Source organism: Nocardiopsis trehalosi NBRC 14201 (genome assembly GCF_001552555.1).
Taxonomy (GTDB): Bacteria; Actinomycetota; Actinomycetes; order Streptosporangiales; family Streptosporangiaceae; genus Nocardiopsis_B; species Nocardiopsis_B trehalosi.
This window is the reverse complement of record NZ_BCRK01000037.1, coordinates 1-26,414: the sequence shown is the minus strand read 5'-3', so window position 1 is coordinate 26,414 and position 26,414 is coordinate 1. Positions and strand designations below refer to the sequence as shown.

The window sequence follows — 26,414 nt, the reverse complement described above, 5'->3', positions numbered from 1 at the left end:
CCCACCGAAGGTCGCCACATGACACGTCTCGTCCTCAAACGCCTCGCCTACGGGCTGCTGACCCTGTTCGTGGTCTCGCTCGTGGTCTTCCTCGCCACTCAGGCCCTGCCGGGCGACGCCGCCCGCGCCATCCTCGGCCGCGACGCCACCCCCGAGCGCCTGGAGGCGCTGCGCGCCCAGCTCCGCCTGGACGACCCGCTCGTCGTGCAGTACGGGTCGTGGCTGGCCGGGGTGGTCACCCTGGACCTCGGCACGTCGTTCGCCAACGCGCTGCCGGTCTCGGAGTACCTGGCCCAGCGCGCGGTCGGCAGCCTCACCCTGATGGCGCTCGCCGCGGTGATCGCCACCCCCGTCGCCGTGTTCCTCGGCGCCTACTCGGCGCTGCGCCGCGACCGCGCCGCCGACCACGCGACGTCGGCCGCCACCCTGGTGCTGGCGGCCATCCCCGAGTTCGCGGTCGGCATCCTGCTGATCCTCGCGTTCTCCACCGGGTTCCTGCACCTGCTGCCCGCGGTGTTCGCCGGCAACGGGCAGGCGGTGCTGGAGGACCCCGAGCAGCTCGTGCTGCCGGTCGCCACCCTGGTGCTCGCCGTCAGCCCGCCGATCATCCGGATGATGCGCGCGTCCATGATCGAGGTGCTGGAGAGCGAGTACGTCCAGCAGGCGCGGCTCAAGGGCCTGCCCGAGCGGACGGTGATCTGGCGGCACGCCGCACCGAACGCCATCGGCCCCGTCGCCCAGGTCATCGCCCTCCAGCTCGGCTGGCTGGCCGGCGGCGTGGTCGCCATCGAGTACCTGTTCGGCTTCCCCGGGATCGGGCTGGCGCTGATGGACGCCATCAACACCCGCGACCTCCCGGTCATCCAGGCCGTCACCCTGCTCATCGCCGCCGTCTACATCGTGGTCAACCTGCTGGCCGACATCGTGGGCCTGGCCGCCAACCCGAAGGTGAGGGTCTCCGCCCGATGACCGCCGCAACCGCAGACACCGGGGCGCCCGCCGCCCCCGCCGCCCCGCCCGCCCGCGGCCGCGGCCTGCTCCGCACCGCCTGGGGGTACGGCCGGACCAAGGCCGGGGTCGCCATCGCCGGCGCCGTGGTCCTCACCGCCGTGATCGGCCCGTTCGTCAGCCCCTACGCGCCGACCGAGCTGGTCGGCATCCCCAACGCCACCGACGTCGACGGCACCCTGTTCGGCACCGACCAGGTCGGCCGCGACGTGTTCAGCCGGTTCCTGCACGGCGGCTACACCCTGGTGCTGGTGGCGGTGACCGCCGCGCTGGCCGGGGTCGCCGCGGGCGCCGTCCTGGGCATGGCGGCCGGCTACCTGCGCGGCCGCCTGGACGACCTGGTCATGCGCGCCAACGACATGCTGCTGGCGTTCCCGCAGCTCGTGCTCGCGCTGCTGGTCATGTCCATCCTCGGGCCGAAGGTGTGGCTCATCGTGGTGCTGATCGCGGTGTCCCACGCGCCGCGTGTGGCGCGGGTGGCCCGCGAGGCCACGCTCCGGGTGGTCGAGCAGGACTTCGTGAAGTCCGCCGAGGCCATCGGCGTGCCCCGCTGGCGGATCATGGCCGGCGAGATCCTGCCGAACATCACCGGCCCGCTCCTGGTCGAGCTGGGCCTGCGCATCACCTACTCGGTCGGCCTCATCGCGACGCTGAGCTTCCTCGGCATGGGGCTGCAGCCGCCGATCGCCGACTGGGGGCTCATGATCAACGAGAACCGGGTGGTGCTGACCGTCCAGCCGTGGTCGGTGGCGCTGCCCGTGGCCGCGGTCGCGCTGCTCACCATCGGCGCGAACCTCATCACCGACGGGCTCGCCCGAGCCTCGATCGGCATCGACCGGGGGGTGCAGAAGTGACCACCGAGCACAGCGGAACCGGCGGCGCGGGCGGGGGTGCCGCGGCGGCGGTGCGGGTCGACGGGCTGACCGTCATCGGCCGGCCGTCGGACGTGGAGATCGTCTCCGACGTGTCCCTGACCGTGCGGCGCGGCGAGATCCTGGGCCTGGTCGGCGAATCCGGCTCCGGCAAGACCACCCTGGGCCTGTCCCTGCTGGCGCACGGCAAGCGCGCCACCGCCATCACCGCCGGGACGATCACCCTCTCCGGCGAGGACCTGCTGGGCCGCAGCGAGGCCGAGGTGCGCCGGCTGCGCGGCCGGTCGGTCGCCTACATCCCGCAGTCGCCCGCCTCGGCGCTCAACCCGGCGCTGCGGTTGCGCGTCCAACTCGCCGAGGCGCTGCACGACGCCCCGGCCGGGGGCGGGGGCGTCGACGCGCGGGTGCGCGAGGTGCTGCGCGAGGTCGCGCTGCCCGACGACGACGCGTTCCTCGCCCGCTACCCGCACCAGCTCTCCGGCGGCCAGCAGCAGCGGGTGGCCATCGCCATGGCGTTCATCGGCCGCCCCGACCTGATCGTGCTGGACGAGCCCACCACCGGGCTCGACGTCACCACGCAGGCGCACGTGCTGGCCACCATCCGGGCGCTGACCCGCGACTACGGCACGGCGGGCGTCTACATCAGCCACGACATGGCGGTGGTGGCCGACCTGGCCGACGAGATCGCCGTCATGTACGACGGGAAGGTGGTGGAGCGCGGGCCGGCCCGGCGGGTGCTCGCCACCCCGTCCCACCCGTACACGGCGAAGCTGCTGCGCGCGGTCCCGCTGCTGAAGACCACCGGGCACGCCGAGGCGGCGGCGCCGGGTGAAGACGCCCTGCTGCGGGTGCGCGGGCTGCGCGCCGGGTACGGCAAGGCGGACGTGCTGCGCGGCATCGACGTGGAGGTGCGGCGGGGCGAGTGCGTGGCCCTGCTGGGCGAGTCGGGGTCGGGCAAGACGACCCTGGCCCGGTCGATCGCCGGGCTGCACCGCCGGTTCACCGGCGAGGTGCTGTTCGACGGCGCCCCGCTGGCGGCGAGCAGCTACAAGCGGACCGCCGAGCAGCGGCGGCGGGTGCAGTACATCTTCCAGAACCCGTACGAGGCGCTGAACCCGCGCAAGAGCGTGCGGGACCTGATCCTGCAGCCGTACACGCACCTGGCGGGGCGGCCGGACGACCCCGACGCGGTGGTGGGCGAGGCGCTGGAGCGCGCGGCCCTCCCGGCCGCCTACGCGGCGCGCTACCCGGAGCAGCTGAGCGGGGGCGAGCGGCAGCGGGTGTCGATCGCCCGCGCGGTGGCCACCCGGCCGGACCTGCTGATCTGCGACGAGATCACGTCGGCGCTGGACGTGTCGGTGCAGGCGGAGATCGTGAAGCTGCTGCGCGGGCTGCAGGACGACGGGATGGCGCTGCTGTTCGTCACGCACAACATCGCGCTGGTGTCGAACATCGCCCAGCGGGTGGCGGTGCTGAACAGCGGGGAGATCGTGGAGTACGGGCCGGTGGGGACGGTGATGTCGCGCCCGGAGCACGACTACACCCGGGCCCTCATCGCGGACACCCCCGACTTCGAACTCTCCTTCTCGGAGTCCCCCCTCCACCGCACCATCCAGGGCGCCGAACCCCGCACCCGCACCGCCGGCGACTGACCCGGTCTTCGAACGTCGACGGGCTATGGGGGAACGCTCCCCATAGCCCGTCGACGCCCCTATCACCCAGGATCAGCCCACGGCCGAACCGGACGGCCAGTCCAGCCGGAAGTAGATCCCCGGCCGCCCGTGCAGCGGGCCCCACGAGTCGGTGAAGGCGGCGATGAGGGCGAGACCCCGGCCGCCCTCCTCACAGACGCCGGCCCGCCGGAGGAGGGGGACGGTGGGGCCGCCCGCGTCCTCGCACTCGACCCGGAGCGACCCGGGTCCGAGGGACGTCCGGACGTGGAACTCGGCCCCGGAGGCGTGCCGGACGGCGTTCGTCGCCGCCTCGGAGAGGGCGAGCACGGCGGCGGCCGCCGTGTCGTCGGGAACGCCCGGGGGCGACGGCAGGACCGCCGTCAGCCAGGCCCGCGCCTCGGCCACCGACGCGGGCGCGGCGGGAAAGGTGACGGAATTCCGCTTCATCCTCATTTGCCACACCGCCCGCACACCTGCATTCCGCGCGAACGCGCCCCCCGGAACAGATAGGGGCGAATTCGCCTACGTGCGTGTACTACGATCTGATTCGTCACTGGCTGGGTCTCCGTTCGGCTAGTGGCCATGGCCCCGAACCGTTCGCGCGGTTGCGGGGTCCTTATCTGCCACACCTTCACGCAGCCCAGACGCACCCTGCGACCTGTTCTCCGGTACTGAACAGATACAGGGAAAACAGGTAGCGTGGAGTACACACTTAGTCGATACTTGGTACCCATGGGCGAGAAAATCCTGACCCCATGGGTTCCGTTTGGTCGCGAGGTACGCCGCCTGCGCCTGAAAGCCGGACTTTCGTTGGCCGAGGCCGCTCGTTCGCTGACCATAACAAGCGGCATGCTCTCCAAGGTCGAGCGAGCCACACGGGCCACCAAAAAGGACACAGCAGTAGAACTCGACCGAATATTCGGTACCGAGGGCGCCCTGCTTCGGCGATGGTCGGAGGCCACGAGCCACGCGGCCGATCCTGAGTGGTTCAGGCAGGTATTGCGCTCAGAAGAGAAGGCCACCGAGATTCGAACATGGGGGCTCGCGTTGGTGCCCGGCTTTCTTCAAGTCGAACCCTACGCGCGAGCAGTCTTCCGATCTGGACGCCCGTTGGACCGGCCGGACGAGATCGAGCATTTGGTCGCCGGACGCATGGAGCGCTTCAAGACGCACACACGCGAGAACGGACCGACTCTGTGGGTCGTTCTCGATGAGAGTGTGCTCCGCCGCGTCGTTGGCAGTGCGGACGTCATGACGGCCCAACTACAGCACCTACACGGCCTCGGTGAGGCAGGAACCATTCGCCTGCAAATCCTGCCGTCGGCGACCGTCGACTCACCGGGGAGTAGCGGCCCATTCAGGCTGCTGACTGTGCCGGATGGAACGACGCTACTCTATGCGGAGTCATCGGGTGGAGGCTCGATCTACGACGCTCTCCCGGAGGTACGGCGCCACATCGCACTCTTCGGCGAGCTCCAAGCACGTGCGCTCACCCCGGGCGACTCCCTAGGTCTGATTCGAGAGGTGCTACATGCGTAACCAGGACTGGCACAAGTCGACGTACAGCGGTGCTTCGGGCGAGTGCGTCGAGGTGGCCGAGGGTCTGGTGACCCTCGTTCGGGATACGCAGAACCGGGAGCGGGGGACGCTGGCGGTTCCGGCTCGGGAGTGGGTCGCGCTGCTGGCGGACCTGGATCGGCTGTAGGGCGGGCGGCCCCGGCCGGCCCCCTCGGGGCGGCCGGGGCCACCCGTCGCTACACCAGCTTCAACGCCTCGGCGTAGTGGCAGGCCGATCGGTGGCCCTCGCCGCGGTCGATCAGCGCCGGGACCTCCTCCACACAGCGGGTGCGTTCCGCGTCCGTCAGTTCGTTGGCGAACTTCGGGCAGCGGGTGCGGAAGCGGCAGCCCGACGGCGGGTCGGTCGGGCTGGGCACGTCGCCCGTGACGAGGATGCGCTCGCGCGCCCGCTCCTTGGGCGGGTCGGGCAGCGGGATCGCCGAGATCAGCGCCTGCGTGTACGGGTGCGCCGCGCCGCCGAACAGCTGGCGGGTGGTGGCGACCTCCATGATCTTGCCCAGGTACATCACCGCGACCCGGTCCGCGATGTGCCGCACCACCGACAGGTCGTGCGACACGAACAGGTAGCTCAGCCCGAACTCCTCCTGGAGGTCCTCCAGCAGGTTGATGACCCCCGCCTGGATGGACACGTCCAGCGCCGACACCGGCTCGTCCAGGATGAGCACCTCCGGCCGCAGCGCCAGCGCCCGCGCGATGCCGATGCGCTGCCGCTGCCCCCCGGAGAACTCGTGCGGGTACCGGCTGCCGTGCTCGGGATCGAGCCCCACCGTGGCCAGCAGCCCGCGCACCCGCTCCCGCCCGCCGTCGGCGAACAGCCCGTGGATGCGCAGCGGCTCCGCGATCAGCTCGAACACCGTCATGCGCGGGTCCAGCGACGCGAACGGGTCCTGGAACACCAGTTGCAGGTCGCGCCGGAGCCGGCGCATCCCCGCCCGCCCCAGCCCGGCCAGGTCGGTGCCCCGGTGCTCCACCCGCCCCGACGTGAGCGGCACCAGCCCCAGCAGCAGTCGGGCCGTGGTCGACTTCCCGCACCCCGACTCCCCCACCAGGGCCAGGGTCTCGTGCGGGTACAGCTCCAGCGACACGTCCGAGACCGCCTGCACCTCCCCGATGCGCCGCCGCAGGAACCCCTTGGACCGCACCGGGAAGTTCTTCACCAGGTGCGACGCGGCGAGGATCGGCTCCGCCGCCGCAGCGGGGGCCGCCCCGGCACCGGCGGCCGCCCGCTCCGCGCCGGCCTCCGCCACGTCGGCGGAACCGGCCTCGGGCGCCGCCGGGCCCGCCGGGACCGCGTCGGCGGCGGTGGGCCGGAACAGGTCGGCGGGCCGGGCGTCGCGGAGCCGCTCGCTGAAGTGGCAGGCGGCCGCGTGGCCGCCGCCGTCCGGGGCGCGCAGCGCCGGGTCCTCCTCGCGGCACCGGTCCTCGGCCATGGGGCAGCGGGGCGCGAACGGGCACCCGGGGGGCAGCCGCAGCAGCGACGGCGGGCTGCCCAGGATCGGGGTCAGCCGCTCGTGCCGGTCCGCGTCCATCCGGGGCAGGCTGCCGACCAGGCCGAGCGTGTAGGGCATGAGCGGGCGGGCGAACACCTCGTCCACGCCGCCGGTCTCGACCAGCCGGCCCGCGTACATCACCGCGACCCGGTCGACGTGCCCGGCGATCACCCCCAGGTCGTGGGTGATGAGCACCAGCGCGGCGCCGGTCTCGCGGCGGGCGGTCTCCAGCGCCTCCAGCACCTGCGCCTGCACGGTGACGTCGAGCGCGGTGGTGGGCTCGTCGGCGATGATGACGTCCGGGTCGTTGGCCATGGCGATGGCGATGACGACCCGCTGCCGCATCCCGCCCGACAGCTCGTGCGGGTAGGAGTCGACCCGCTGCTCCGGAAACGGGATGCCGACCGTGCGCAGCAGGTCGACGGCGCGGGCGCGCGCCTGCCGCTCCCCCACCGCGTTGTGGGCGCGCACCGCCTCGGCGATCTGCCGGCCCACGGTGTACACCGGGTTGAGCGAGGTCAGCGGGTCCTGGAAGATCATGGCGATCTTGTTGCCGCGCACCTTGCTGATGCGGTCGTCGGGCAGGCCCACCATCTCCTGGCCGAGGACCTTGGCCGAGCCGGCGACCTCCGCGGTCTTGGGCAGCAGCCCCATGACGGCGAGCGAGGTCACCGACTTGCCCGAGCCGGACTCCCCCACGATGCCCAGCGCCTCGCCCCGGCGCAGCCGGTAGGAGACGCCGCGCACCGCGTGCAGCGGGCCGTCGTCGGTGGGGAAGGAGACGCTGAGGCCGTCGAGTTCCAGGACCACGTCGGCGTCGCGGTCGGGGGCCGGGCCGCCGGGGCGGGTGTCGGTCGTCGTCATCGGCGCACCATCGTCTGTCGGGGGTCGAGGGCGTCGCGCAGGCCGTCACCGATGAAGTTGACGGTCAGGCAGATCAGGATGATGGCGACGCCCGGGGGGTAGAACAGCCAGGGCCGGGTGAACGCGGCGGTCTCGGCGTTGCCGATCATCTGGCCCAGGGAGATGTCGGGCGGCTGGATGCCGAACCCGATGAACGACAGCGCCGCCTCCAGCAGCACCGCCGTGGCGATGAGCAGGGTGGCGGCCACGATGATCGGCCCGGCCGCGTTGGGCAGCAGGTGCCGGAACACGATGCGCGCGTCCGAGGCGCCCGCCGCGCGGGCGGCCTCCACGAACTCCTGCTCGCGCAGCGACAGCACCACCCCGCGCACCACGCGCGAGATCGACGTCCAGGAGAACGCGGCGATGATCAGCGCGACGCTGTACCAGGAGGTGCCGCCCTGCACGTTGCCGCCCACGGCGGCGACCACCACGAGCAGCGGCACCACCAGGAACACGTCGACGATGCGCATCATGACCGCGTCGACCCAGCCCCGGTAGTAGCCGGCGACGGCGCCCCACACCGCGCCGAACACGGTGCCCAGCACGGAGATGGTGAGGGCGATCTGCAGCGACTGCTGGGTGCCGCGCATGACCTGCCCCATGACGTCGTGCCCGGCGTTGGTGGTGCCGAACGGGTGGGCGAGGCTCGGCGCCTGGTTGCTCGGGATCTCCCGGTGCACCTGGTGGTCCCAGGTCCACACGAGCGGGCCGAGGAACGCGAACGCGACGACGGCGGCCAGCAGCACGAGGCTGACCATGGCCGGGCGGTGCCGGCGGAAGCGGGCGCGGACGAGCTGCCACTGGGTGCGTTCGGTGGGGCGGGGGGCGGCCGGGCCGCCGCCGGCCCCGGCCGCGCGCACGCGGCCTTCCAGGTCACTCATAGCGGATCCTCGGGTCGAGCACGGCGTAGAGCAGGTCGGCGACGAGGTTGGCGACGATGACGATCGTGCCGCTCAGCATCAGCCAGCCCATGAGGGCGTAGGAGTCGTTGCGGCGGATGGACTCGACGAAGAAGTCGCCGAGGCCGCGCCATTGGAAGACCACCTCGATGAGGATGACCCCGTCGATCAGCCCGGCGATGGCCACGGCGGTGACCGTGGTCAGCGGGATGAGGGCGGTGCGCAGCGCGTGCCGGCGCATGACGACCCGGTCGGGCAGCCCCTTGGCGCGGGCCAGCCGGACGTAGTCGCTGTTGAGGACCTCCAGCATGGCCGTGCGCTGGTAGCGGCTCCACGCCGCGTACCCGGTGAGCATGAGGGTGAGGGTGGGCAGCACGAGGTGGCCGAAGCCGTCGGCGAACCGCTCCCACGGCGGCAGGGCGGCCGCCCCCGGGGAGGCCGCGCCGATGGTGTAGAAGATCGTGGTGCCGACCTGGTCGTTGGTCCACACCCCGGCCTCCTTGATGAGCGAGCCGAGCCAGAACGTGGGCATGGCCAGCGCGAGGAAGCCGATGAACGTGAGCGTGTAGTCCAGTTTGGAGTACTGGCGGACGGCGCTGATGACGCCGGAGACGATGGCCAGGCCCAGCGCGAGGGTGACGGCGAGGCCGATGAGCCGGAGGCTGATGACGAGCCGGTCGGCGATGGTGGCGCCGATGTCGAACGCGGGCCCCTCGACGGAGGGGCCGAACTCGCCGCGCAGCAGCCCGATGTCGCCGTTGCCGCCGATGCCCGTGAGCCAGAGCCAGTACCGTTCCGGGATCGACCGGTCCAGGTAGAGCCGCTCCTCCTCGGCGGCGATGGTCTCGGGCGGCGGGGGCGGCTGCATGGCCCGGAGTTCGCTCAGCGGGTCGCCGGAGACGTCGACCAGCAGGAAGGAGAGGACCGAGGCCGCCAGCAGGATCGGGATCGCCATGGCCAGCCGGCGGGCGGTGTAAACGAGCATGGGAGAGGGTCCTTCGTCGAACACGCTGACCTGCGGAGGGCCGGGCCGGGGCGCGGGGCCCCGGCCCGGCCGGAGGGGTGACCGCTCGTTCGCCGCTAGTTCGCCACGACGCCCCATTCCTCCAGGTTGTAGAGCGCACGCCGGGACTGGGAGTTGTTGTCCCTGATGTTGGTGAACTCCTGGGTCACGAAGGTGACCACCGGGGTGTCCACGATCGGCAGCACGTAGGCGTCCTCGACCACGGCGCGCGCGGCGGCGTTGACGTGCCCGGCCGCCTCCTCCTGGGTGGTGGACGACGCGGCCATGCGGACGTGCTCGTCGACCTCCTCGTTGGCGTACCCGCCCCAGTTGGAGCCGCTCTCGCTGTGCCAGTACTGCTCGGCGCTGGCGCTGAACTCCGGCGTGGTGCTCCAGCCGTAGAGCATCAGGTCGTAGTCCTGCTCGGCGAGGGTGCCGCCGAGGTCGGCGGTGGTCTGGATGTCGGCGGTGACGCCGATCTCGGCGAGGTCGGCCTGGATCAGCTCGGCCTTGGTGGCGCGGGCGACGTGGCCCTCGGTGTAGCGCAGCCGCAGCGGCGGGACCTCCTCGCCGTCGCGGGTGAGGGTCTCGCCCTCCAGCTCGTAGCCGGCCTCCTCCAGGATGGCCAGCGCGGCCTCCTGGTCGCCGCTGCCCTGCCCGGACTCGGTGAGCACGTCCTCGTGGTACTCGCTGTCCTGGGAGAAGACGTGGTTGGTGCGCAGCGAGTAGTCGGGGAACAGGCCGCCGTAGGTGCGCTCGGCGATGTTCTGGTTGTCGATCGCGGTGAAGATGGCGCGGCGCAGTTCGACGTCGGACAGCCACTCGTTCTCGATGTTGGCGTCCAGGTGCTCCCAGCTGCCGCCGGAGGTGAGGTTGGTGCGGACGGTGCCCAGGTCCTGGAGCTGGTTGATCACGTCCTCGTTCCAGGTCTCGGGGGAGGCGCCGTCGATCTCACCGTTGGACAGGGCGGGAATCCAGGAGCCCTCGTCGGTGATGAAGCGCAGGGTGACCCGGTCGAGGTTGGCGGGCTCGCCGTAGTACTCCTCGTTGCGGACCAGCACGACCTGGTTCTCCAGGTCGCCCTCCTCGATGACGAAGGGACCGCCGGACCAGGTCGGCACGGTCTCGTTGAACCAGTTCGCCGACTCCAGCATGCCCTCGGGGGTGTCGAGGTCGAAGCCCTCCTCCTCGGCGATGTGCGCGGGGAACAGGCCGTCCTCGAAGGAGACGAACCACTCGGGGGACGCGGCGCCGTCCTCCATGGTGACGACGACGGTGTTCTCGTCGTCCCCCTGCTCGACCGATTCGATCATCGACTCGGGGTTGGTGTCGCGGGAGCGGCAGATGTCGGCGCACAGCTCCTCGTCGTTGCTGTTCATCTTCCACGCCCACTCGACGTCGGCGATGGAGATGGGGGTGCCGTCGTTCCAGACCGCGTCGGGGTTGAGGTGGTACTCCCACGTCATGGGGTCTTCGCTGGTGAGCGTGGGCTCCTCGGTGAGGAGGTCGTCGTTCCAGTCCCACTCGCCGGAGGGCAGCCACTCGCCGAAGACGGGGAAGATGCCGGTGGTGGCCTGCAGGCCGTACACCGAGCCGCCCTCGGGCTGGTAGTGGTTCCAGCCGCCGAAGGGCTGGCTGACGACCCAGGTGATGTCGCCGCCGGGTTCGACCTCGGCGCTGTTGCAGGTGTCCGGGTTCTCCTCGCAGTCCTCGAAACCGGTGGCGGTGTCGCCGCCCCCGCCTCCGCCACCGGTGCACGCGGTCAACGTCAAGAGGACGGCGGCCGCGAAGGCGCCTGGACCTTTTCCGAATCGCATGGATCTCGCTTCCGATCAGCCCTGCCGGGAGTGGTTCCGATCCGCGCCGGCCGAAGCCGGACTTAGATCGATAAGAAGACCATTGTCCAATTATGTCTGACTAGCCCCGGCGGGCAATTCGAGACGCATCCGCAACCCTTCCGATCTCGGTCCGACAGCATTCCCGAACGCGCGACCGGGCCGCCCATACCTGCGGCGACGCGCGAAACATCGGGCGCGGATCGCGGAGAAAAGACTACTCGCAGGTGAACGCGGAGAATACCCACCCACACCAGGGAACGGGGCGCGATAGCGCGCGAAACACCTAGTCATTCCCCGTCACGCGGAGAAATAATCAGGAGGATCGTCCCATTGACGCACCACCGGAATCACGAACGCCCGGTTATGTGGGTCAAAAATATCGGATGATAGGAATCTCGCCGTATGGGCGGTTGATGGTTATTCGTCCGTTGCGGCGGCGCGGTCCCCGCCGAGCAGGTCCAGCGCCTGGGCGGCGATCTCCAGCTCCTCGTCCGTCGGCACCACCAGCACCGGCACCTCCGCGCCCTCCGGCGACACCGCCCGCTCCCCGCCGCCGGGGGCCGCGTTGCGGCGCGGGTCGATCCGCAGACCGAACCGCTCCATCCCGCGCAGCGCCCGCTCCCGGGTGCGGGCGTCGTTCTCGCCCACCCCCGCCGTGAACACCAGCGCGTCCACCCGGCCCAGGACCGCGAAGTACGCCCCGATGTACTTGCGCAGCCGGTGGCAGTAGACCTCCACCGCCAGCTCCGCCTCCCGGTCGCCCCGGTCGACCGCCGCCCACACCTCGCGCATGTCGTTGGCGCCGGCCAGCGCCCGCATGCCGCCCTCGCGGTTGAGCGCGGTGTCGACCTCCTCCGCCGACAGCCCGGCGGTGCGCGCCAGGTACGCCGCCAGCGCCGGGTCGACGTCGCCGCTGCGGGTCCCCATGACCAGCCCCTCCAGCGGGGTGAGGCCCATCGAGGTGTCGACGCTGCGCCCGGCCGCCACCGCCGCCGCGCTCGCCCCGTTGCCCAGGTGCAGCACGATGACGTTGGCGTCGGCGCGGCCCAGCAGCTCCCCGGCCCGCCGCGACACGTAGGCGTGGGAGGTCCCGTGGAAGCCGTACCGGCGCACTCCGTGATCGACGCGCCACTCGCGTGGCACCGCGTAGGTGTGGGCCGCCGGCGGCAGCGTCTGGTGGAAGGCGGTGTCGAACACCGCCACGTGCGGGACCAGGGGGAACGCCTTCATCGCCGTGCGGATACCGAGCAGGTTGGCCGGGTTGTGCAGCGGGGCCAGCGGCTCCAGCTCCCCGACCGCCGCGAGCACGCCGTCGTCCACCACCACGGGCGCGGCGAACCGGTCGCCGCCGTGGACCACCCGGTGGCCGACCGCCGTCAGCCCGGCCGCGCCGAGGTCGGGCCCCCGCTCATCGAAGGCGTCCAGCACGGCGCGCAGCGCCGCCTCGTGGTCGGCGTGGTGCCCGGGGCGCTCCACGGGGTCGTCGCCGGGCACCCGGTGCACCAGGGTGCCGCGCTCCTCGCCGATGCGGTCGACCGACCCCGACGCCAGCGACGCGCGCGCCGCCATGTCCAGCAGCCGGTACTTGATCGAGGACGACCCGCTGTTGAGCACGAGCACGGTCGGCGCGTCCCGGCCGGCGTCCCCGCGGCCGCTGTCGTCGGTCATCGGCGGTCCTCCTGCGCCTGGACGGCGGTGATCGCGACGGTGTTGACGATGTCCTGCACCGTGGCGCCCCGCGATAGGTCGTTGACGGGCCGGCGCAGCCCCTGCAGGACCGGCCCCACGGCGACCGCCCCCGCGCTGCGCTGCACGCCCTTGTACAGGATGTTGCCGGTGTTGAGGTCCGGCACCACGAACACCGTGGCCCGGCCGGCGACCTCGCTGCCGGGCATCTTGGTCCGCGCCACCGCCGGGTCGATCGCGGCGTCGTACTGGATCGGCCCCTCCACCGGCAGGTCCGGGGCGTCGCGGCGGACGAGTTCGGTGGCGGCCCGGACCTTCTCCACGTCGGCGCCCGTGCCGGACGCGCCGGTGGAGTAGGACAGCATCGCGATGCGCGGCAGCACCCCGAACCGGGCGGCGGTGGCCGCGGAGTCGGCGGCGATCCGGGCGAGCTGCTCGGCGGTGGGGTCGGGCACCACGGCGCAGTCGCCGTACACCAGCACCCGGTCGGCCAGGCACATGAAGAAGACGCTGGACACCAGCGAGCTGCGCAGGACCTCGAACGACGGCCGGATGGTCTGCGCGGTGGTGTGCGCGGCCCCGGACACCATGCCGTCGGCCAGCCCGCAGTGCACCATCATGGTGCCGAAGTAGGAGACCTCGCCGACGGTGTCGCGGGCCAGCTCGGGGCCCACGCCCTTGTGCGCGCGCAGCCGCGCGTACTCGGCGGCGAACCGCTCGCGCAGGTCCGGGTCGTCGGGGTCGAGTACGTCGGCGCCCGCCAGGTCCAGGCCGAGGTCGGCGGCGCGCGCCCGGACCTCGCGCGGGTCGCCCAGCAGCACCAGGTCGACGGCGTCGCGGCGCAGCAGCAGGTCGGCGGCGCGCAGCACCCGCTCCTCGGTGCCCTCGGGCAGCACGATGCGGCGGCGGTCGCCGCGGGCCTGCTCGATCAGGGTGTGCTCGAACATCAGCGGGGTGACCGCGCCCGAGCCCTCCACCGGCAGCCGCTCCAGCAGCGCCGGACCGTCGACGGCGGCGGCGAACGCGGCCAGGGCGGACGCGATCTTGGCGTCCGCCTCGGGGGTGATGCCGCCGCGCACACCGGCCAGCGCGTCGGCGGTGGGGAAGGTGTCCCAGGACGTGGCGACGACCGGCAGCCGCACGTCCATCCCGGCGATGAGCCGCCGCACGGGTTCGGGCATGGGCAGGTCGCCGGTGAGCACGATCCCGGCCAGCGCCGGGAAGTCGGGCGAGCGGTGGGCGGCGAGCAGCGCGGGCAGCAGGGCGCCCGCACGGTCGGCGGCCACGATGACCACGTGGTCGTCGGCCAGCCGGTCGACCACGTTGGGCAGCGACATCGCCGCGACGAGCAGGCCGGAGGTGGCGCGGTCCAGCCGGGCGGGGTCGCCGAACACCAGTCGGCCCGCGCACGCGGCGGCGAGGTCGCGCACGGAGGGGGCGGTGAGGCCGGGGACCTCGGGGAGCACGGCGACGTCGGGGCCCAGGGCGGCGCGCAGGCCGGCCGCCCGCTCGGGCGCCACCCCGTCGACCACGGTCGCCGCGAGGGCGGCGTGCTCGCGGTCGAGTTCCCGGCGGGCCACGGCCACGGCGTCGCGGACGTCGTCGGTGTCGCGGCCGGAACCGGGCACGGCGAGCACGACCGGGGTGGCCAGGTTGGCGGCGACGCGGGCGTTGAAGGCGAATTCCGTGGGGGCGCCGACGTCGGTGTAGTCGGTGCCCACGACGACCACGGCGGCGCATCGGGCGGCCAGCGCGTGGTAGCCGTCGAGGACGGCGGCCATGGCGGCGTCGGCGTCGTCGTGGACGTCGTCGTAGGTGACGCCCACGCAGTCGGTGTAGGGGGCGGCCACCCGGAACCGGCGGCGCAGCGTGGCCACCAGGGGGTCCTCGGCGGCGCCGTCGACGACCGGCCGGAACACCCCGACGGCGTCGACCGTGCGCGACAGCAGCTCGCCCACCCCCAGCGCGAGCGTGGTGGTGTCGCCGCCCGCCCCGCTGGACGCGATGTAGACCCCGCGCGCCATGTCCCGCCCCCCGTGGATGCCGGCCGATCCGGCGTCTACGCCGGGGCTACCCGCCGCCGTGCGCGGCACACCTCGCGGCGGCGGGGTGCAAGGGCCGGGGCCTGTTCCGGCCAGGAGCGGAGGGCTTCGGAGAGGCCGCGCCGTGGGAAATCACCCGAACGTGCGGCATAATCGGCGATCCGGGAGATCAGCGGCCTATTGCTAGAAAGCAGCGCATGGAGCTCGTACGCGTCATTCTCGGCCTCATCGCCGCGGTCCTGCTCCCCTATTCGATTCCCGCGTTGCGGACGAGAACACCGCTGGCACTCTCCGCGACGGGCCTCTATGCCGGTTACGCTCTGCTACCGGTGTTCTTTTCCTGGGTATCGGCCGTCCTCATTCCGCTATGTGTCGCGTCGAGCTGGGTACTGACGTCACTGGCGAAGCGCGACGAGGACATGCAGCGCTCACCGAGAATCCTCGTCTCGGCCCGTGTGCGGAAGTTCACACTCGCGCCATTGGGCCTCGTCGGGCTGACCACGGCGACGGCGCTGGCGGTGTTGGGGTTGCCCGAGATGCTCGGCGCGGCTCGTGAGCTTATCCTGGACGACAGGGTGATGGTCCTGATCTCCGGGTTCCTCATCGCCACCTTCATCGGGGGAGAGGTGGTCACACACATGCTGCACCCCTTCTCCGCGGAGTTGAGAAAAGCCGAGACGGAGGAAATGGCGCCACTCAAGGGGGCGGGCACGGTCATCGGCTGGCTGGAGCGCTCGCTCACCTACATCTTCGTGGTCACGGGCCGGGCCGAGGCGGTCGCCGTGGTCGTCGCCATTAAGGCACTGGCCCGTTTCCCGGAACTCCAGGCCAATCAGAAGAGATTCGCCGAGTACTTCCTCATCGGGACGATGAGCAGTATCGGGGTGGCGCTTCTGGCGGCGGCCGTCGTCCGCGTCGCCCTGGGAGAAGAGGCATTGAATTGACCCAGCAGATCACCATTCACCAGCACCCGTATTTCGTGGCGCTGCGCCAGCTCGAACTCCCCGCCGGCGACTACGTCATCGCCGGCAGCGGCCCGCTGCTGGCGCACGGCATCCGTACCGAGATCTCCGACCTCGACATCGTCACCCGCCGCGCCGCGTGGGAGCACGTCCGCACCATGGGGCCGGTGCAGGACGCCCCTTGGGAGGACGTGCAGCGGATCCTCCTCCTCGGCGGCCGGCTGGAGGTCCTCAACGGCTGGTTCCCCTCGATGTGGGACGTCGACGAGTTCATCGACAGCGCCGAGTTCTACCGCGGCCTGCCGTTCGCCCCGCTCGACCGGGTGCTGCGCTGGAAGCGCCGCCTGGGCCGGGCCAAGGACCTCGCCGACATCGACGCCACCCTGCACTACCTGACCCGGGTGCCGTTCGCCTCGTGACCCGGCCCGCCGGGTTCAGAACAGCACCGACCGCACCGCGCCGACCTCGCGGAACCCCACCCTCCGGTAGGCGGCGCGGGCCGCGGTGTTGTAGTCGTTGACGTAGAGGGTCACGCGCGGGGCGATCTCGGCCAGCGCCGCCCGCACCACCGCCGCCATGCCCGCCACCGAGTGCCCGCGCCCCCGCAGGTCGGGGTGCACCCACACGCCCTGCACCTGGCAGGCGAACGGGGTGACCGCCCCGATCTCGGCCTTGAACACCACCCGGCCGTCCTCGATGCGGGCGAACGCCCGCCCGGTGCGCACCAGCTCCTCGACCCGCGCCCGGTACAGCGCGCCGCCGTCGCCGGAGTCGGGCGGCACCCCGACCTCCTCGGTGAACATGGCCACGCACGCGGGCAGCAGGGTGCCGACCTCGTTCACGCGCACCCGGCGCACCAGCGGGTCGGGCTCGACCTCGGGCGGCTCCACCAGCTCCAGCACCGGCTGGCGGGAGCGGATGGCCCGCGCCGGCCCCCAGAACGGGCCGAGCCGTGCCCACAGGTCGGCGACCGCGTCGACCGGGCCCACGATCGACGAGCACCGGCGCCCCTGCCAGCGGGCGTGGTCGGCGAAGTGGCGCAGCGCCGCCGGGCCCGCGTTGACCGGCACCAGGTTGGCGCCCGAGTAGCACAGCGCCGCCAGCGTGCCGCGCTCGCTGTAGCCCCACACCTCGGCGCCCAGCCGCGCCGGGTCGAGCCCGGCCGCCCGCAGCCGCGAGCTGACGAAGACGTTGCCCACGGGGTCGGCGTCGAGCAGGGCGTGCACGGCGTCGCGGTCGCGGTCGTCCAGCACGCGCAGCGAGGAGGTCCGCAGCACCCGCATCACCTCATCCGCCTCGGAGCCCGAAGGAGCGCGGCCGACCGCCCGCGCGTACCGGCCGCGGGGGGCGGTCCGGTGCGTGAGCAGTCATGATCAACGCCATTCAAGACTAATCGACCGCGCGCTCCCATTATCCGCTCTCCGGCGGCGCGCACGCCGCGCCCCGCCCGGGCCGGTCACCCGCCGAGCCCCGGCGGCAGCGGCACGGGGGCGCGCGCGGGCTCGCGCTCCCCGGCCGGCTCGGGCGGCGGTCCGGCCGGGCAGCCGTGGTCGGCGCCCCGGGGGCCGCCCCCGGCCCCGGGCAGCGTGCCGTCGCGCAGGTAGTCGGCCACCGCGGTGTCGACGCAGGCGTTGCCCAGCAGCGTCACGCCGTGCCGCAGGCCGCCCTCCTCCACGACCAGGCGCGCGTTCGGGAAGCGCTCGCGCAGCGCGTACGCGCCCTCGGCGGGGGTGGCCCCGTCGTGCTCGGCCTGCACGAACAGCGCGTCGGCGACCGCCGACCCGTCGACCTCGAACCAGCGCCCGCCGGCGGACGGCCAGAACGCGCACGGCGCGTTGAACCAGATGTTGTGCCAGGCGATGAACGGGGCCTCGGCGTGCAACCGCTCCCCCGCCCGGTGCCAGGTCGGCCAGGCGCGCGGCCACCGGGCGTCGGTGCACTGCACCCCCAGGTAGACCGCGCGGCCGGGGTCGGACTCGGCCGACTCGCCGCGCAGCTCGTACGCCGCCACCAGCGCGGCGGGGTCGCCGTCGACCAGGTGGTCCGACAGCGCCGCGGCCAGCTCCGGCCAGATGGCCGACGTGTAGGCGGCGAGGGCGTACACCGACTCGAACTCGGTGGGGCCCACGGTGCCGTCGGCGGGCGCGTCGCGCAGCCCGTGGCGGGCGCGGGCGTAGGAGCGGGCGACCTCGTCGGCCGTGGCGCCCAGCCGGTACACGCCGTCGTGCCGGGCGGTCCAGGCGAAGAACCGGCGGGCGGCGGCGTCGATCGACCGGCTCTGCTCCAGGTTGCCCTCCCACCACGGGCGGCCGGGGTGGACGATGCTGTCGAGCACCAGGCGGCGCACCCGGTCGGGGTGGAGCGTGGCGTAGACCGCGCCGAGGTAGGTGCCGTAGGAGTAGCCGAGGAAGTCGATCCGCTCGACGCCCAGGGCGGCGCGCACGGCCTCGATGTCGCGGGCGGAGTCGACCGTGGTCAGGTGGTCGAGGAGTTCGCCGTTGCGCTCGCCGCAGGCCGCCGCGTAGTCGGCGGCGCGGTCGACCAGCTCCGCCTCGTCGGCGCGCGAGCGCGGCACGCTGTCGGGGCGCACCGGGGCGAAGTGGTCGGGGTCGCAGGCGGCGCCGGGAGTGCTCGCGCCGGTGCCGCGCGGGTCGAACCCGATGACGTCGTAGCGGTCGCGCAGGTCGTCGGGGAGCCGGGCGGCGGTGCGCGCGGCCCAGGCGCGGCCGGCGTTGCCGGGGCCGCCCGGGTTCACCAGCAGGGTGCCCTCGGCGGTGCCGCGCGCCGGGACCCGGGCGAGGGCGATCCGCACGGTCCGCCCGTCGGGGCGGGCGTGGTCGAGCGGCGCCTCGACCGACGCGCACTCCGGCGCCGCGTCCTCGTAGGGCTCCAGGTCGGGGCAGTCGGCCCAGGCCACCTCTTGCCGCTCCTCGGCCGCCGCCGGGGGCGCCGCGGCCAGCGCCGCCGCCAGGACCACCGCCCCCGCCGCCGCACACGCGCGTCGCATCCAGCCTCCCGATCGGTCGTGGGTCACCGGCATTGTCCCCCGCGACCAGCACTCCGGCACGGAAGCGACACGGCCGACACGGGGAGTGGTCGACGGGGACGCGGTGGCGGCGCGCCGGGCGGGGGCGGCGGCGGGCGGATAGCATCGACGTCGCAGCCGGCCCGCGACCCGAGGAGAGCACCCGTGCGGTTGGACCGCGTCGACGAGCGGATCGTGGCCATTCTCGGCGCGGACGCCCGCACCAGCTTCGCCGACATCGGGGCGGCGGTCGGGCTGTCGGCGTCGGCCGTGAAGCGCCGCCTGGACCGGCTGGTCGAGTCCGGCGCGGTGCGCGGCTTCACCGTGGTCCTCGAACCCGCCGCAATCGGCTGGACCACCGAGGCCTACATCGAGGTGTACTGCCGGCCGCGCACCTCCCCCGCCGAGATCCGCGCTGGGATGGCCCGCTACGCCGAGGTCACCTCGGCCTGCACGGTCACCGGCGAGGCCGACGCCATGGTGCAGGTGCGCGCCCGCGACATGCACCACCTGGAGGAGACCATCGAGCGCATCTGCGCCGAGCCGTTCGTGGTGCGCACCAAGAGCACGCTCGTGCTGTCGCGGCTGGTCGACCAGCCCATGCCGGCGCGGGCCGCCGACGCGCCGCCGGACGGGTCCGGGCCCGCGTAGCGGGGCTCGGTCGACGGGGACTCAGTCCGTGGGGGCCCGTTCGGCGGGGGCGGCCAGGCGCGAGCGCCGCAGCCCGTAGCCGAGGTAGACCGCGAGGCCGACCGCCAGCCACACGGCGAAGGTGATCCAGGTGGCGGCGCCCATGCTCAGCATCAGGTAGCCGCACGACGCCACACCCAGCAGCGGGGTGACCGGCGACAGCGGCACCCGGAACCGCCGCCGCAGGTCGGGGCGGGTCCGGCGGAGCACCAGGACCGCCACGTTGACCAGGGCGAACGCGAACAGGGTGCCGATGCTGGTGGCGTCGGCGAGGTGGCCCAGCGGCACCAGCGCGGCGAGCAGGGCGACGGCGGCGGTGAGGATGACGGTGTTGGCGCGCGGGATGCCCCGGCGGTCGACCCGGGAGAAGACGCGCGGGATGAGGCCGTCGCGCGACATCGCGAACAGGATGCGGGTCTGGCCGTAGAGGACGACCAGGACCACGCTGGCGATCGCCACCACCGCGCCCGCGGCGAACACCACCGACCACACCGGGGTGCCGGTGACCACGGTGAGGATGTGCGCGAGCGTGGCCTCGGAGTCGGCGAACTCGGTCCACGGCAGCGCGCCGACGGCGACGAACGCCACCAGGCAGTACAGGGCGGTCACCACCACCATGGACAGCAGGATGGCGCGCGGCAGGTCGCGCTGCGGGTCGCGGGCCTCCTCGCCGGCGGTGGAGGCGGCGTCGAACCCGATGTAGGAGAAGAACAGGGTGGCGCCGGCGGCGCTGACCCCGGCCGTGCCCAGCGGCAGGAACGGGGTGAAGTTGCCGTCGCGCACGGCGGTCGCGGCGATGGCCACGAACATGACGAGCACGCCGATCTTGACCGCGACCATGACGGTGTTGAGGGCGGCGCTCTCGCGCACGCCGCCCAGGAGCGCGGCCATGGCCAGGACCACGACGACGGCGGCGGGCAGGTTGACGAGTCCGCCGTCGGCCCCGGGCGGCTGGGTGAGCGCGGCGGGCAGCGCCGTCCCGGTGGTCAGGCGCAGCAGCTCGTCGATGTACTCGCCCCAGCCGACGGCAACGGCGGCGACGGAGACGCCGTAGGTGAGCATCAGGCACCACCCGCACACCCACGCCACGAGTTCGCCCATGGTGGCGTAGGCGTAGGAGTAGGCCGACCCGGAGGCGGGGATCATCCCGGCCAGTTCGGCGTAGGCCAGCGCGGAGAGCAGGGCGGTGACGCCCGCGACGACGAACGCGAGGACCACGGCGGGGCCGGCCAGCGGGACCGCCTCGCCCAGGACCACGAAGATGCCGGTGCCCAGGGTGGCGCCGATGCTGATCATGGTGAGTTGGGCGAGCCCCATGGACCGCCGCAGGCTGCCGCCCTCGCCGTGGCCGGTCTCGTCCACCAGCTCCTCCACCGGCTTGCGCCGGGTGAGGCGGGCGGCCAGGCCACCGGGGGCGGGGCGGGGGGTGCCGGGGGCGGGCGCGACGGCCGGGTCTCGGTCCACTGGACTGCCTCTCCTGAGTACGTGGCGCGCGGTGGTTCGTCCCCCTTCGTCCACTCGAAGGGCGGGACGACCGGTTTCCGCGCCCTCGCCACCGTAACCGCGCCGCGAGGGCGCCCGAACCGCGATCCGTTGCGGCCGGAACGCGGAAACCCGGTGAACGTTGCCCATCCGCGCAACGAACCCCCGGTGACTGTGCGTGAGGTCACAGCCCACGCGGGCGCACAGCGGGGCTACAGCCGCCGTGACCGTGCGTCACGACACGCGGCCGCGAAAGTGAATTTCACGAAAACCGAACGTGGTCGTAGGAAACCTTCGTCGCAGGAAGCCGCCGCGGCGCCGCCCCGCCGACGCGGTCCGCGGCGCCGCCACCCAGCGTAGTGGGGTCTTCACGGCCGTCGGTGGACGTGCCTATCGTGATCGCCCCCGCCCCGCTACGCGAGGAGGAAGGCCAGATGCGCCTTTCCACAATCCGGTCCGCGGCACGCCGACTCTGCGTCGTCCTTGCCTCCGCGGCCCTGCTCACGGTCACCCTGAACACCACCGCCGGCGCCGACCGGCAGGCCCTGGCGGCGATCAACCTGCGCACCCCGTTCGACTGCGGCCAGGTGTGGAACGCCAACACCCGCACCAACCACAACCCGCTGCTCTCGGTCGACTTCCAGCGCAGCAACGCGCTCAACCAGCGGGTGCGCTCCAGCGCCTCCGGCACCGTCACGACGGTGCGCGACCTCGGCAACACCAGCTACGGCAAGTACGTGATCATCAGCCACGGGCAGGGGATCACGACGCTCTACGCCCACTTGAACTCGTTCAACGTGTCGGTGGGCCAGTCGGTGAGCACCGGCACGGTCATCGGCCGGGTGGGCAGCACGGGCGGTTCGACCGGCCCGCACCTGCACTACGAGCAGCGCACCAACAACACCCCGGTGCGCGTCGTCCTCAACGGCGTGAGCATCCGCTACTACGGCAACACGACCATCACCAGCAGCACCGGCTGCTGAACCGGCGGGCGGGGCGGCGACCGGCGCCCCGCCCGGCCGTACTAACCCGCGACGGAGACCGAGGGCTCGCCCGAGGCGGCGCCCTCGTCCTTCATCCGCTCGGCGATGCGCATGGCCTCCTCGATCAGGGTCTCCACGATCTTGGACTCGGGCACCGTCTTGATGACCTCGCCCTTGACGAAGATCTGGCCCTTGCCGTTGCCCGACGCCACCCCCAGGTCGGCCTCGCGGGCCTCACCCGGGCCGTTGACGACGCAGCCCATGACGGCCACCCGCAGCGGGACGTCCATGCCCTCCAGGCCGGCCGTCACCTCGTCGGCCAGCGTGTACACGTCGACCTGCGCCCGGCCGCAGCTCGGGCAGGAGACGATCTCCAGGCCGCGCTCCCGCAGCCCCAGGGACTCCAGGATCTGCGTGCCGACCTTGACCTCCTCGGCCGGCGGCGCCGACAGCGACACGCGGATGGTGTCGCCGATGCCCTCGGCCAGCAGCGCCCCGAACGCCACAGCGGACTTGATGGTGCCCTGGAACGCCGGGCCGGCCTCGGTGACGCCCAGGTGCAGCGGGTAGTCGCACTGCTCGGCGAGCTGCCGGTAGGCGTTGATCATGACGACCGGGTCGTTGTGCTTGACCGAGATCTTGATGTCGCGGAACCCGTGCTCCTCGAACAGCGAGCACTCCCACAGCGCGGACTCCACCAGCGCCTCGGGGGTGGCCTTGCCGTACTTCTCCAGCAGGCGCTTGTCGAGCGAGCCCGCGTTCACGCCGATGCGGATGGGGGTCCCGGCGTCGCTCGCGGCCTTGGCGATCTCGCCGACCTTGTCGTCGAACTTGCGGATGTTGCCCGGGTTCACCCGCACCGCCGCGCACCCGGCGTCGATGGCCGCGAACACGTACTTCGGCTGGAAATGGATGTCGGCGATGACCGGGATCTGCGACTTCTTCGCGATGATGGGCAGCGCCTCGGCGTCGTCGGCGCTGGGCACGGCCACGCGCACGATCTGGCAGCCGCTCGCGGTGAGCTCGGCGATCTGCTGGAGGGTGGCGTTGATGTCGGAGGTCAGGGTGGTCGTCATCGACTGCACCGAGACGGGCGCGTCGCCGCCCACGGGGACGTTGCCGACCATGATCTGCCGCGACCGGCGCCGGGTGGCCAGCGGGCGCGGGCGGGCGACAGGGATACCGAGATCGACGGTCACGCGATTTCACCTCGTCGGCCACCGGGACTCGCCGGCGGCGTCGTCTGGAGTCGGAACGGCGGGCGCCGGACACGAAGGGGCGCCGCGCGGAGAGGAGTCCGGGTGGAGGCCCGGCACTGGTATCTCGTCGCCAAGGCTACCCGTATTGAGCAGGGCGTTACGCCCTGATCAGGAAAACGGTAAGTGACGCCGCTTTCCCTTGTACCCCGCTTTGCCCCACGCCCCAGGAGCGGGCGGACCGGGACGGACCACCGCGAACAGCGAAGATCGGCGGGCGGGGCGCCGACCGCGCCCCGCCCCCCGAGCGTCACTGGACCAGGCGCACCGGGTTGAACACGTCCGCGATGAGCAGCATCACGCTGAACATCACGAAGCAGACCACCACGATGTAGGCCACCGGCATCAGCTGGGCCACGTCGAACGGGCCCGGGTCGGGGCGGCGGAACAGCCGCGCCACGTTCCGGCGCAGCGACTCCCACAGCGCGCCCAGGATGTGCCCGCCGTCGAGCGGCAGGATCGGCAGCATGTTGAACGCGAACAGGAACAGGTTGACGCCCGCCAGCATGTTGACCAGGAACACCACCCGGTCGGTCACCGGGATGGGCTGGGCCAGCACCTCGCCGCCGATGCGCGACGCGCCCACGATGCCCACCGGGGAGTCGATGGAGCGCTCCTCGCCCATGAACGCCGCGCGGAACACGTCGTCGACCTTCGACGGCAGCGCCACCAGCGCCTCGCCGACGCCCACCACGGCGTCGCCCATGAACGCGGCGGTGTCGGCCACCCCGAGCGGGCTGCGCTCCTGGGCGAACGTGATGCCGAGGAAGCCGGCGGTCACCGTGTCGGGGATCTGGTAGCCCTGCTCGTCGGTCAGCGGCTCGCCGTCGGGGCCCATGCGGTACTGGATCTCGCCGTTGGCGTCGCGGGCCACCACCTGGTTCTCGATCATGTCGGCGGTGGTGGTGATGGTCTCGCCGCCGCGCTCGATCGTGAGCTCGGTGGGGCCGGTGGACTCGCGGATGGCGGCGTTGGCCTCCTCCCACGTCGGGGTGGCGCGGTCGCCCACCGCCAGGATGACGTCGCCCGGACGCAGCCCGGCGTCGGCCGCCGGGGTGGGCGGGGCGTCCTCCGGGCAGGCCCGGGCGGTGGAGTCGGCGGGCAGCGCGCACTGGGCGACCGTGTCGATGGTCGTGGTGTTCTGCGGGACGCCGACGCCCATCAGCATGACGGTGAAGAGGACGACCGCCAGGATGAGGTTCATGACGGGGCCGGCCGCCATGACGATGATCCGCTTCCACGGCGCCCGCTGGTAGAACTGGCGGTCCTCGTCGCCCGGCTCCAGCTCGACCTGGGAGGCCTCGCGGGCGTCCTCGATCATGGCCCGCCACCGCGACATCGGCTTGCCCGAGGTGTCGGGCTCCCGGTTGGACGGGGGGATCATCCCGGCCATACGCACGAAACCGCCCAGCGGGACCAGCTTGACGCCGTACTCGGTGTCGCCCTTGCGGGTCGACCACAGGGTGCGGCCGAAGCCCACCATGAACTGGGTGCAGCGGATGCCGAACATCTTGGCGGTGGCGAGGTGGCCCAGCTCGTGCCAGGCGAGGGACAGCAGCAGCCCCACGAAGAACAGGACGATCCCGAGCGCGGTCAATAACGCGACCATGTACCTCTCCTCAAGCGGACCGGGCGATGAGCTCCCGGGCACGGTTGCGGGCCCACTCGTCCGCCGCGTACACCTCGGCCAACGACAGCGCGGAGCCGGTGTCCGCCCGCTGCTGCTCCGAGACTACCCGCGCCACCGTGTCCACGATCGCGGGAAATGCCAGCCTTTCCCCAAGGAAGGCCGCCACCGCCTCCTCGTTCGCCGCGTTGTACACGGCGGGCGCCGTACCGCCCGCGGCACCGACCTCGCACGCCAGCCGCACCGCGGGGAACGCCTCGTCGTCGAGCGGTTCGAAGGTCCAGGTGTGGGCCCGGGTCCAGTCGATGGCGGGGGCGGCCCCGCCGACCCGGTGCGGCCAGCCGATGCCGTAGGCGATCGGGATGCGCATGCTCGGCGGGCTGGCCTGCGCGAGGGTGGAGCCGTCGGTGAACTCCACCATCGAGTGGACCACCGACTGGGGGTGCACCACGACCTGGATGCGGTCGAACGGGACGTCGAACAGCAGGTGCGCCTCGATGACCTCCAGGCCCTTGTTGACCAGCGTCGCCGAGTTCACCGTGATGACGGGGCCCATGCTCCACGTCGGGTGCGCCAGCGCGTCGCCGGGCGTGACCCCGCCGAGGTCGGCGCGCGACCGACCCCGGAACGGGCCCCCGCTCGCGGTGATGACCAGCCGGCTCACCTCGCCGAGGCGGGCGTCGACCTGGCCCTGCGCCAGGCTCGCCAGCTCGGCGGCGGGGACGCGCGGGAAGCACTGGGCGAGCGCGAAGTGCTCGGAGTCGACGGGCACGATCTGGCCGGGCTGGGCGGCCGCGCGCACCAGCGGGCCGCCGATGATCAGCGACTCCTTGTTGGCGAGTGCCAGCAGCCGGCCGGCGCGCAGGGCCGCCAGCGTCGACTCCAGGCCGAGGGCGCCGGTGATGCCGTTCAGCACGACGTCGCACGGCCAGGTGGCCGCCTCGGCCACCCCTTCGGCGCCGGCGAGGACCTTCGCGGCGCTGCCGCGCTCGCGCAGCAGGCGCGCGACCTCGGGCGCCGCGCCCGGGTCGGCGACGGCGACGGCCTCGACGCCCAGGGCGCACGCCTGGTCGGCCAGCAGAGCGGGGCGCCCGCCGCCGGCGGCCAGCGCGGTGACGCGGAACCGGTCGGGGGCGGCGGTGACGACCTCGATGGCCTGGGTGCCGATCGACCCGGTGGACCCGAGGATCACCACCTCGCGCCGCCGGCCGGGAGAGGGGTCCTGGAGGAGCTTTTCAGCGATTCGCACGAGGTCATTGTTCCGCACCCCGCCCCGCCCCGGCCCACCCCGGAGCACGGACGCCCACCTCCGCGCCCCCACCCCCCGGCGCCGCCCCGCCTGCCGGCGGCGCCCCTCGCCCGGCACCGTCAGCGGGGCCGGGCACCGGAGGTCG

22 protein-coding genes are annotated in these 26,414 nt (G+C 72.8%); 9 read left to right on the top strand and 13 right to left on the bottom strand.

Annotated features, from left to right (window positions below; all coding sequences use genetic code 11):
• Positions 1 to 18 precede the first annotated feature (18 nt).
• From NT8_RS09485 to NT8_RS09475, 3 genes are read left to right on the top strand one after another with little or no spacing between them, the layout of a single operon-like run.
• Complete coding sequence (locus NT8_RS09485) at positions 19 to 969, top strand: ABC transporter permease (protein ID WP_067966417.1); 951 nt, start codon at positions 19 to 21, stop codon at positions 967 to 969.
• Positions 966 to 1,862, top strand: coding sequence for an ABC transporter permease (locus NT8_RS09480; protein WP_067966416.1), 897 nt, complete (start codon positions 966 to 968; stop codon positions 1,860 to 1,862). The genes NT8_RS09485 and NT8_RS09480 overlap by 4 nt, the downstream gene beginning before the upstream one ends.
• Positions 1,859 to 3,532: an ABC transporter ATP-binding protein gene (locus tag NT8_RS09475; protein ID WP_067966414.1), complete on the top strand. Its 1,674-nt coding sequence runs from the start codon at positions 1,859 to 1,861 to the stop codon at positions 3,530 to 3,532. The genes NT8_RS09480 and NT8_RS09475 overlap by 4 nt, the downstream gene beginning before the upstream one ends.
• A gap of 72 nt (positions 3,533 to 3,604) precedes the next feature.
• Here the strand turns inward: NT8_RS09475 and NT8_RS09470 are convergent, their stop codons facing one another.
• Entirely contained in the window at positions 3,605 to 4,000 is a 396-nt protein-coding gene (locus tag NT8_RS09470; RefSeq protein ID WP_067966412.1) for an ATP-binding protein, read from the bottom strand.
• A gap of 285 nt (positions 4,001 to 4,285) precedes the next feature.
• On the opposite strand from NT8_RS09470, the gene NT8_RS28460 reads away from it, so the two are divergent.
• Both NT8_RS28460 and NT8_RS09460 read left to right on the top strand, forming a co-directional pair.
• A complete protein-coding gene (locus NT8_RS28460; RefSeq protein ID WP_084468782.1) occupies positions 4,286 to 5,092 on the top strand; it encodes a helix-turn-helix domain-containing protein in 807 nt (268 codons plus the stop codon).
• A complete protein-coding gene (locus NT8_RS09460) occupies positions 5,085 to 5,258 on the top strand; it encodes a DUF397 domain-containing protein (RefSeq protein WP_067966409.1) in 174 nt (57 codons plus the stop codon). The genes NT8_RS28460 and NT8_RS09460 overlap by 8 nt, the downstream gene beginning before the upstream one ends.
• A 49-nt stretch (positions 5,259 to 5,307) precedes the next feature.
• Here the strand turns inward: NT8_RS09460 and NT8_RS09455 are convergent, their stop codons facing one another.
• From NT8_RS09455 to pta, 6 genes are all read right to left on the bottom strand, one after another.
• Positions 5,308 to 7,485, bottom strand: a complete 2,178-nt coding sequence (locus NT8_RS09455) for an ABC transporter ATP-binding protein (protein WP_067966407.1) — start codon at positions 7,483 to 7,485, stop codon at positions 5,308 to 5,310.
• A complete protein-coding gene (locus NT8_RS09450) occupies positions 7,482 to 8,408 on the bottom strand; it encodes an ABC transporter permease (protein ID WP_084468781.1) in 927 nt (308 codons plus the stop codon). The genes NT8_RS09455 and NT8_RS09450 overlap by 4 nt, the downstream gene beginning before the upstream one ends.
• A complete protein-coding gene (locus tag NT8_RS09445; RefSeq protein ID WP_067966406.1) occupies positions 8,401 to 9,411 on the bottom strand; it encodes an ABC transporter permease in 1,011 nt (336 codons plus the stop codon). Before NT8_RS09445 ends, NT8_RS09450 begins: the two co-directional genes overlap by 8 nt.
• A gap of 95 nt (positions 9,412 to 9,506) precedes the next feature.
• The gene (locus NT8_RS09440) at positions 9,507 to 11,195 is read right to left on the bottom strand and encodes an ABC transporter family substrate-binding protein (RefSeq protein ID WP_245646100.1); all 1,689 of its coding nucleotides are present in this window, start codon (positions 11,193 to 11,195) and stop codon (positions 9,507 to 9,509) included.
• Positions 11,196 to 11,684: 489 nt separating this feature from the next.
• Positions 11,685 to 12,935, bottom strand: a complete 1,251-nt coding sequence (locus NT8_RS09435) for an acetate/propionate family kinase (RefSeq protein WP_067966402.1) — start codon at positions 12,933 to 12,935, stop codon at positions 11,685 to 11,687.
• Entirely contained in the window at positions 12,932 to 14,977 is a 2,046-nt protein-coding gene (gene pta, locus NT8_RS09430; RefSeq protein ID WP_067966400.1) for a phosphate acetyltransferase, read from the bottom strand. Before pta ends, NT8_RS09435 begins: the two co-directional genes overlap by 4 nt.
• Positions 14,978 to 15,192: 215 nt before the next feature.
• Here pta and NT8_RS09425 point away from each other — a divergent pair, with 215 nt between their 5' ends.
• Positions 15,193 to 15,939, top strand: coding sequence for a hypothetical protein (locus tag NT8_RS09425; protein WP_067966399.1), 747 nt, complete (start codon positions 15,193 to 15,195; stop codon positions 15,937 to 15,939).
• Positions 15,936 to 16,376, top strand: coding sequence for a hypothetical protein (locus NT8_RS09420; protein ID WP_067966398.1), 441 nt, complete (start codon positions 15,936 to 15,938; stop codon positions 16,374 to 16,376). The genes NT8_RS09425 and NT8_RS09420 overlap by 4 nt, the downstream gene beginning before the upstream one ends.
• A 15-nt stretch (positions 16,377 to 16,391) precedes the next feature.
• Here the strand turns inward: NT8_RS09420 and NT8_RS09415 are convergent, their stop codons facing one another.
• Both NT8_RS09415 and NT8_RS09410 read right to left on the bottom strand, forming a co-directional pair.
• Complete coding sequence (locus NT8_RS09415; RefSeq protein WP_067966431.1) at positions 16,392 to 17,234, bottom strand: GNAT family N-acetyltransferase; 843 nt, start codon at positions 17,232 to 17,234, stop codon at positions 16,392 to 16,394.
• 179 nt (positions 17,235 to 17,413) lie between these two features.
• Positions 17,414 to 18,964, bottom strand: coding sequence for an alpha/beta hydrolase (locus NT8_RS09410; protein WP_067966397.1), 1,551 nt, complete (start codon positions 18,962 to 18,964; stop codon positions 17,414 to 17,416).
• Between the two features lie 183 nt (positions 18,965 to 19,147).
• On the opposite strand from NT8_RS09410, the gene NT8_RS09405 reads away from it, so the two are divergent.
• The gene (locus NT8_RS09405) at positions 19,148 to 19,633 is read left to right on the top strand and encodes an Lrp/AsnC family transcriptional regulator (RefSeq protein WP_067966394.1); all 486 of its coding nucleotides are present in this window, start codon (positions 19,148 to 19,150) and stop codon (positions 19,631 to 19,633) included.
• A 21-nt stretch (positions 19,634 to 19,654) separates the two neighbouring features.
• On the opposite strand, the gene NT8_RS09400 is transcribed toward NT8_RS09405, so the two are convergent.
• Positions 19,655 to 21,136: an amino acid permease gene (locus tag NT8_RS09400; protein ID WP_067966392.1), complete on the bottom strand. Its 1,482-nt coding sequence runs from the start codon at positions 21,134 to 21,136 to the stop codon at positions 19,655 to 19,657.
• Positions 21,137 to 21,588: 452 nt separating this feature from the next.
• Between NT8_RS09400 and NT8_RS09395 the strand changes: the two genes are divergently transcribed.
• Complete coding sequence (locus NT8_RS09395; protein WP_067966391.1) at positions 21,589 to 22,137, top strand: M23 family metallopeptidase; 549 nt, start codon at positions 21,589 to 21,591, stop codon at positions 22,135 to 22,137.
• A 41-nt stretch (positions 22,138 to 22,178) separates the two neighbouring features.
• Here the strand turns inward: NT8_RS09395 and ispG are convergent, their stop codons facing one another.
• The 3 genes from ispG to dxr form a co-directional block, all read right to left on the bottom strand.
• Positions 22,179 to 23,336 carry a flavodoxin-dependent (E)-4-hydroxy-3-methylbut-2-enyl-diphosphate synthase gene (ispG, locus tag NT8_RS09390; RefSeq protein ID WP_067966389.1) on the bottom strand — a complete coding sequence of 386 codons (1,158 nt, stop codon included), beginning with the start codon at positions 23,334 to 23,336 and terminating at the stop codon, positions 22,179 to 22,181.
• Between the two features lie 307 nt (positions 23,337 to 23,643).
• Positions 23,644 to 25,002, bottom strand: coding sequence for a M50 family metallopeptidase (locus NT8_RS09385; RefSeq protein ID WP_067966387.1), 1,359 nt, complete (start codon positions 25,000 to 25,002; stop codon positions 23,644 to 23,646).
• 10 nt (positions 25,003 to 25,012) lie between these two features.
• Positions 25,013 to 26,212: a 1-deoxy-D-xylulose-5-phosphate reductoisomerase gene (gene dxr / locus NT8_RS09380; protein ID WP_067966430.1), complete on the bottom strand. Its 1,200-nt coding sequence runs from the start codon at positions 26,210 to 26,212 to the stop codon at positions 25,013 to 25,015.
• Positions 26,213 to 26,414 lie beyond the last annotated feature (202 nt).

Excerpts from the sequence above, each read along its gene's own strand:
- NT8_RS09395 (WP_067966391.1), top strand. The coding sequence starts at position 21,589 with ATGCGCCTTTCCACAATCCGGTCCGCGGCACGCCGACTCTGCGTCGTC.
- NT8_RS09435 (WP_067966402.1), bottom strand. The coding sequence starts at position 12,935 with ATGACCGACGACAGCGGCCGCGGGGACGCCGGCCGGGACGCGCCGACC.
- NT8_RS09480 (WP_067966416.1), top strand. The coding sequence starts at position 966 with ATGACCGCCGCAACCGCAGACACCGGGGCGCCCGCCGCCCCCGCCGCC.
- NT8_RS09455 (WP_067966407.1), bottom strand. The coding sequence starts at position 7,485 with ATGACGACGACCGACACCCGCCCCGGCGGCCCGGCCCCCGACCGCGAC.
- NT8_RS09450 (WP_084468781.1), bottom strand. The coding sequence starts at position 8,408 with ATGAGTGACCTGGAAGGCCGCGTGCGCGCGGCCGGGGCCGGCGGCGGC.
- pta (WP_067966400.1), bottom strand. The coding sequence starts at position 14,977 with ATGGCGCGCGGGGTCTACATCGCGTCCAGCGGGGCGGGCGGCGACACC.
- NT8_RS09425 (WP_067966399.1), top strand. The coding sequence starts at position 15,193 with ATGGAGCTCGTACGCGTCATTCTCGGCCTCATCGCCGCGGTCCTGCTC.
- NT8_RS09385 (WP_067966387.1), bottom strand. The coding sequence starts at position 25,002 with ATGGTCGCGTTATTGACCGCGCTCGGGATCGTCCTGTTCTTCGTGGGG.
- NT8_RS09410 (WP_067966397.1), bottom strand. The coding sequence starts at position 18,964 with ATGCGACGCGCGTGTGCGGCGGCGGGGGCGGTGGTCCTGGCGGCGGCG.
- NT8_RS09485 (WP_067966417.1), top strand. The coding sequence starts at position 19 with ATGACACGTCTCGTCCTCAAACGCCTCGCCTACGGGCTGCTGACCCTG.
- NT8_RS28460 (WP_084468782.1), top strand. The coding sequence starts at position 4,286 with ATGGGCGAGAAAATCCTGACCCCATGGGTTCCGTTTGGTCGCGAGGTA.
- NT8_RS09460 (WP_067966409.1), top strand. The coding sequence starts at position 5,085 with ATGCGTAACCAGGACTGGCACAAGTCGACGTACAGCGGTGCTTCGGGC.
- NT8_RS09470 (WP_067966412.1), bottom strand. The coding sequence starts at position 4,000 with ATGAAGCGGAATTCCGTCACCTTTCCCGCCGCGCCCGCGTCGGTGGCC.
- NT8_RS09445 (WP_067966406.1), bottom strand. The coding sequence starts at position 9,411 with ATGCTCGTTTACACCGCCCGCCGGCTGGCCATGGCGATCCCGATCCTG.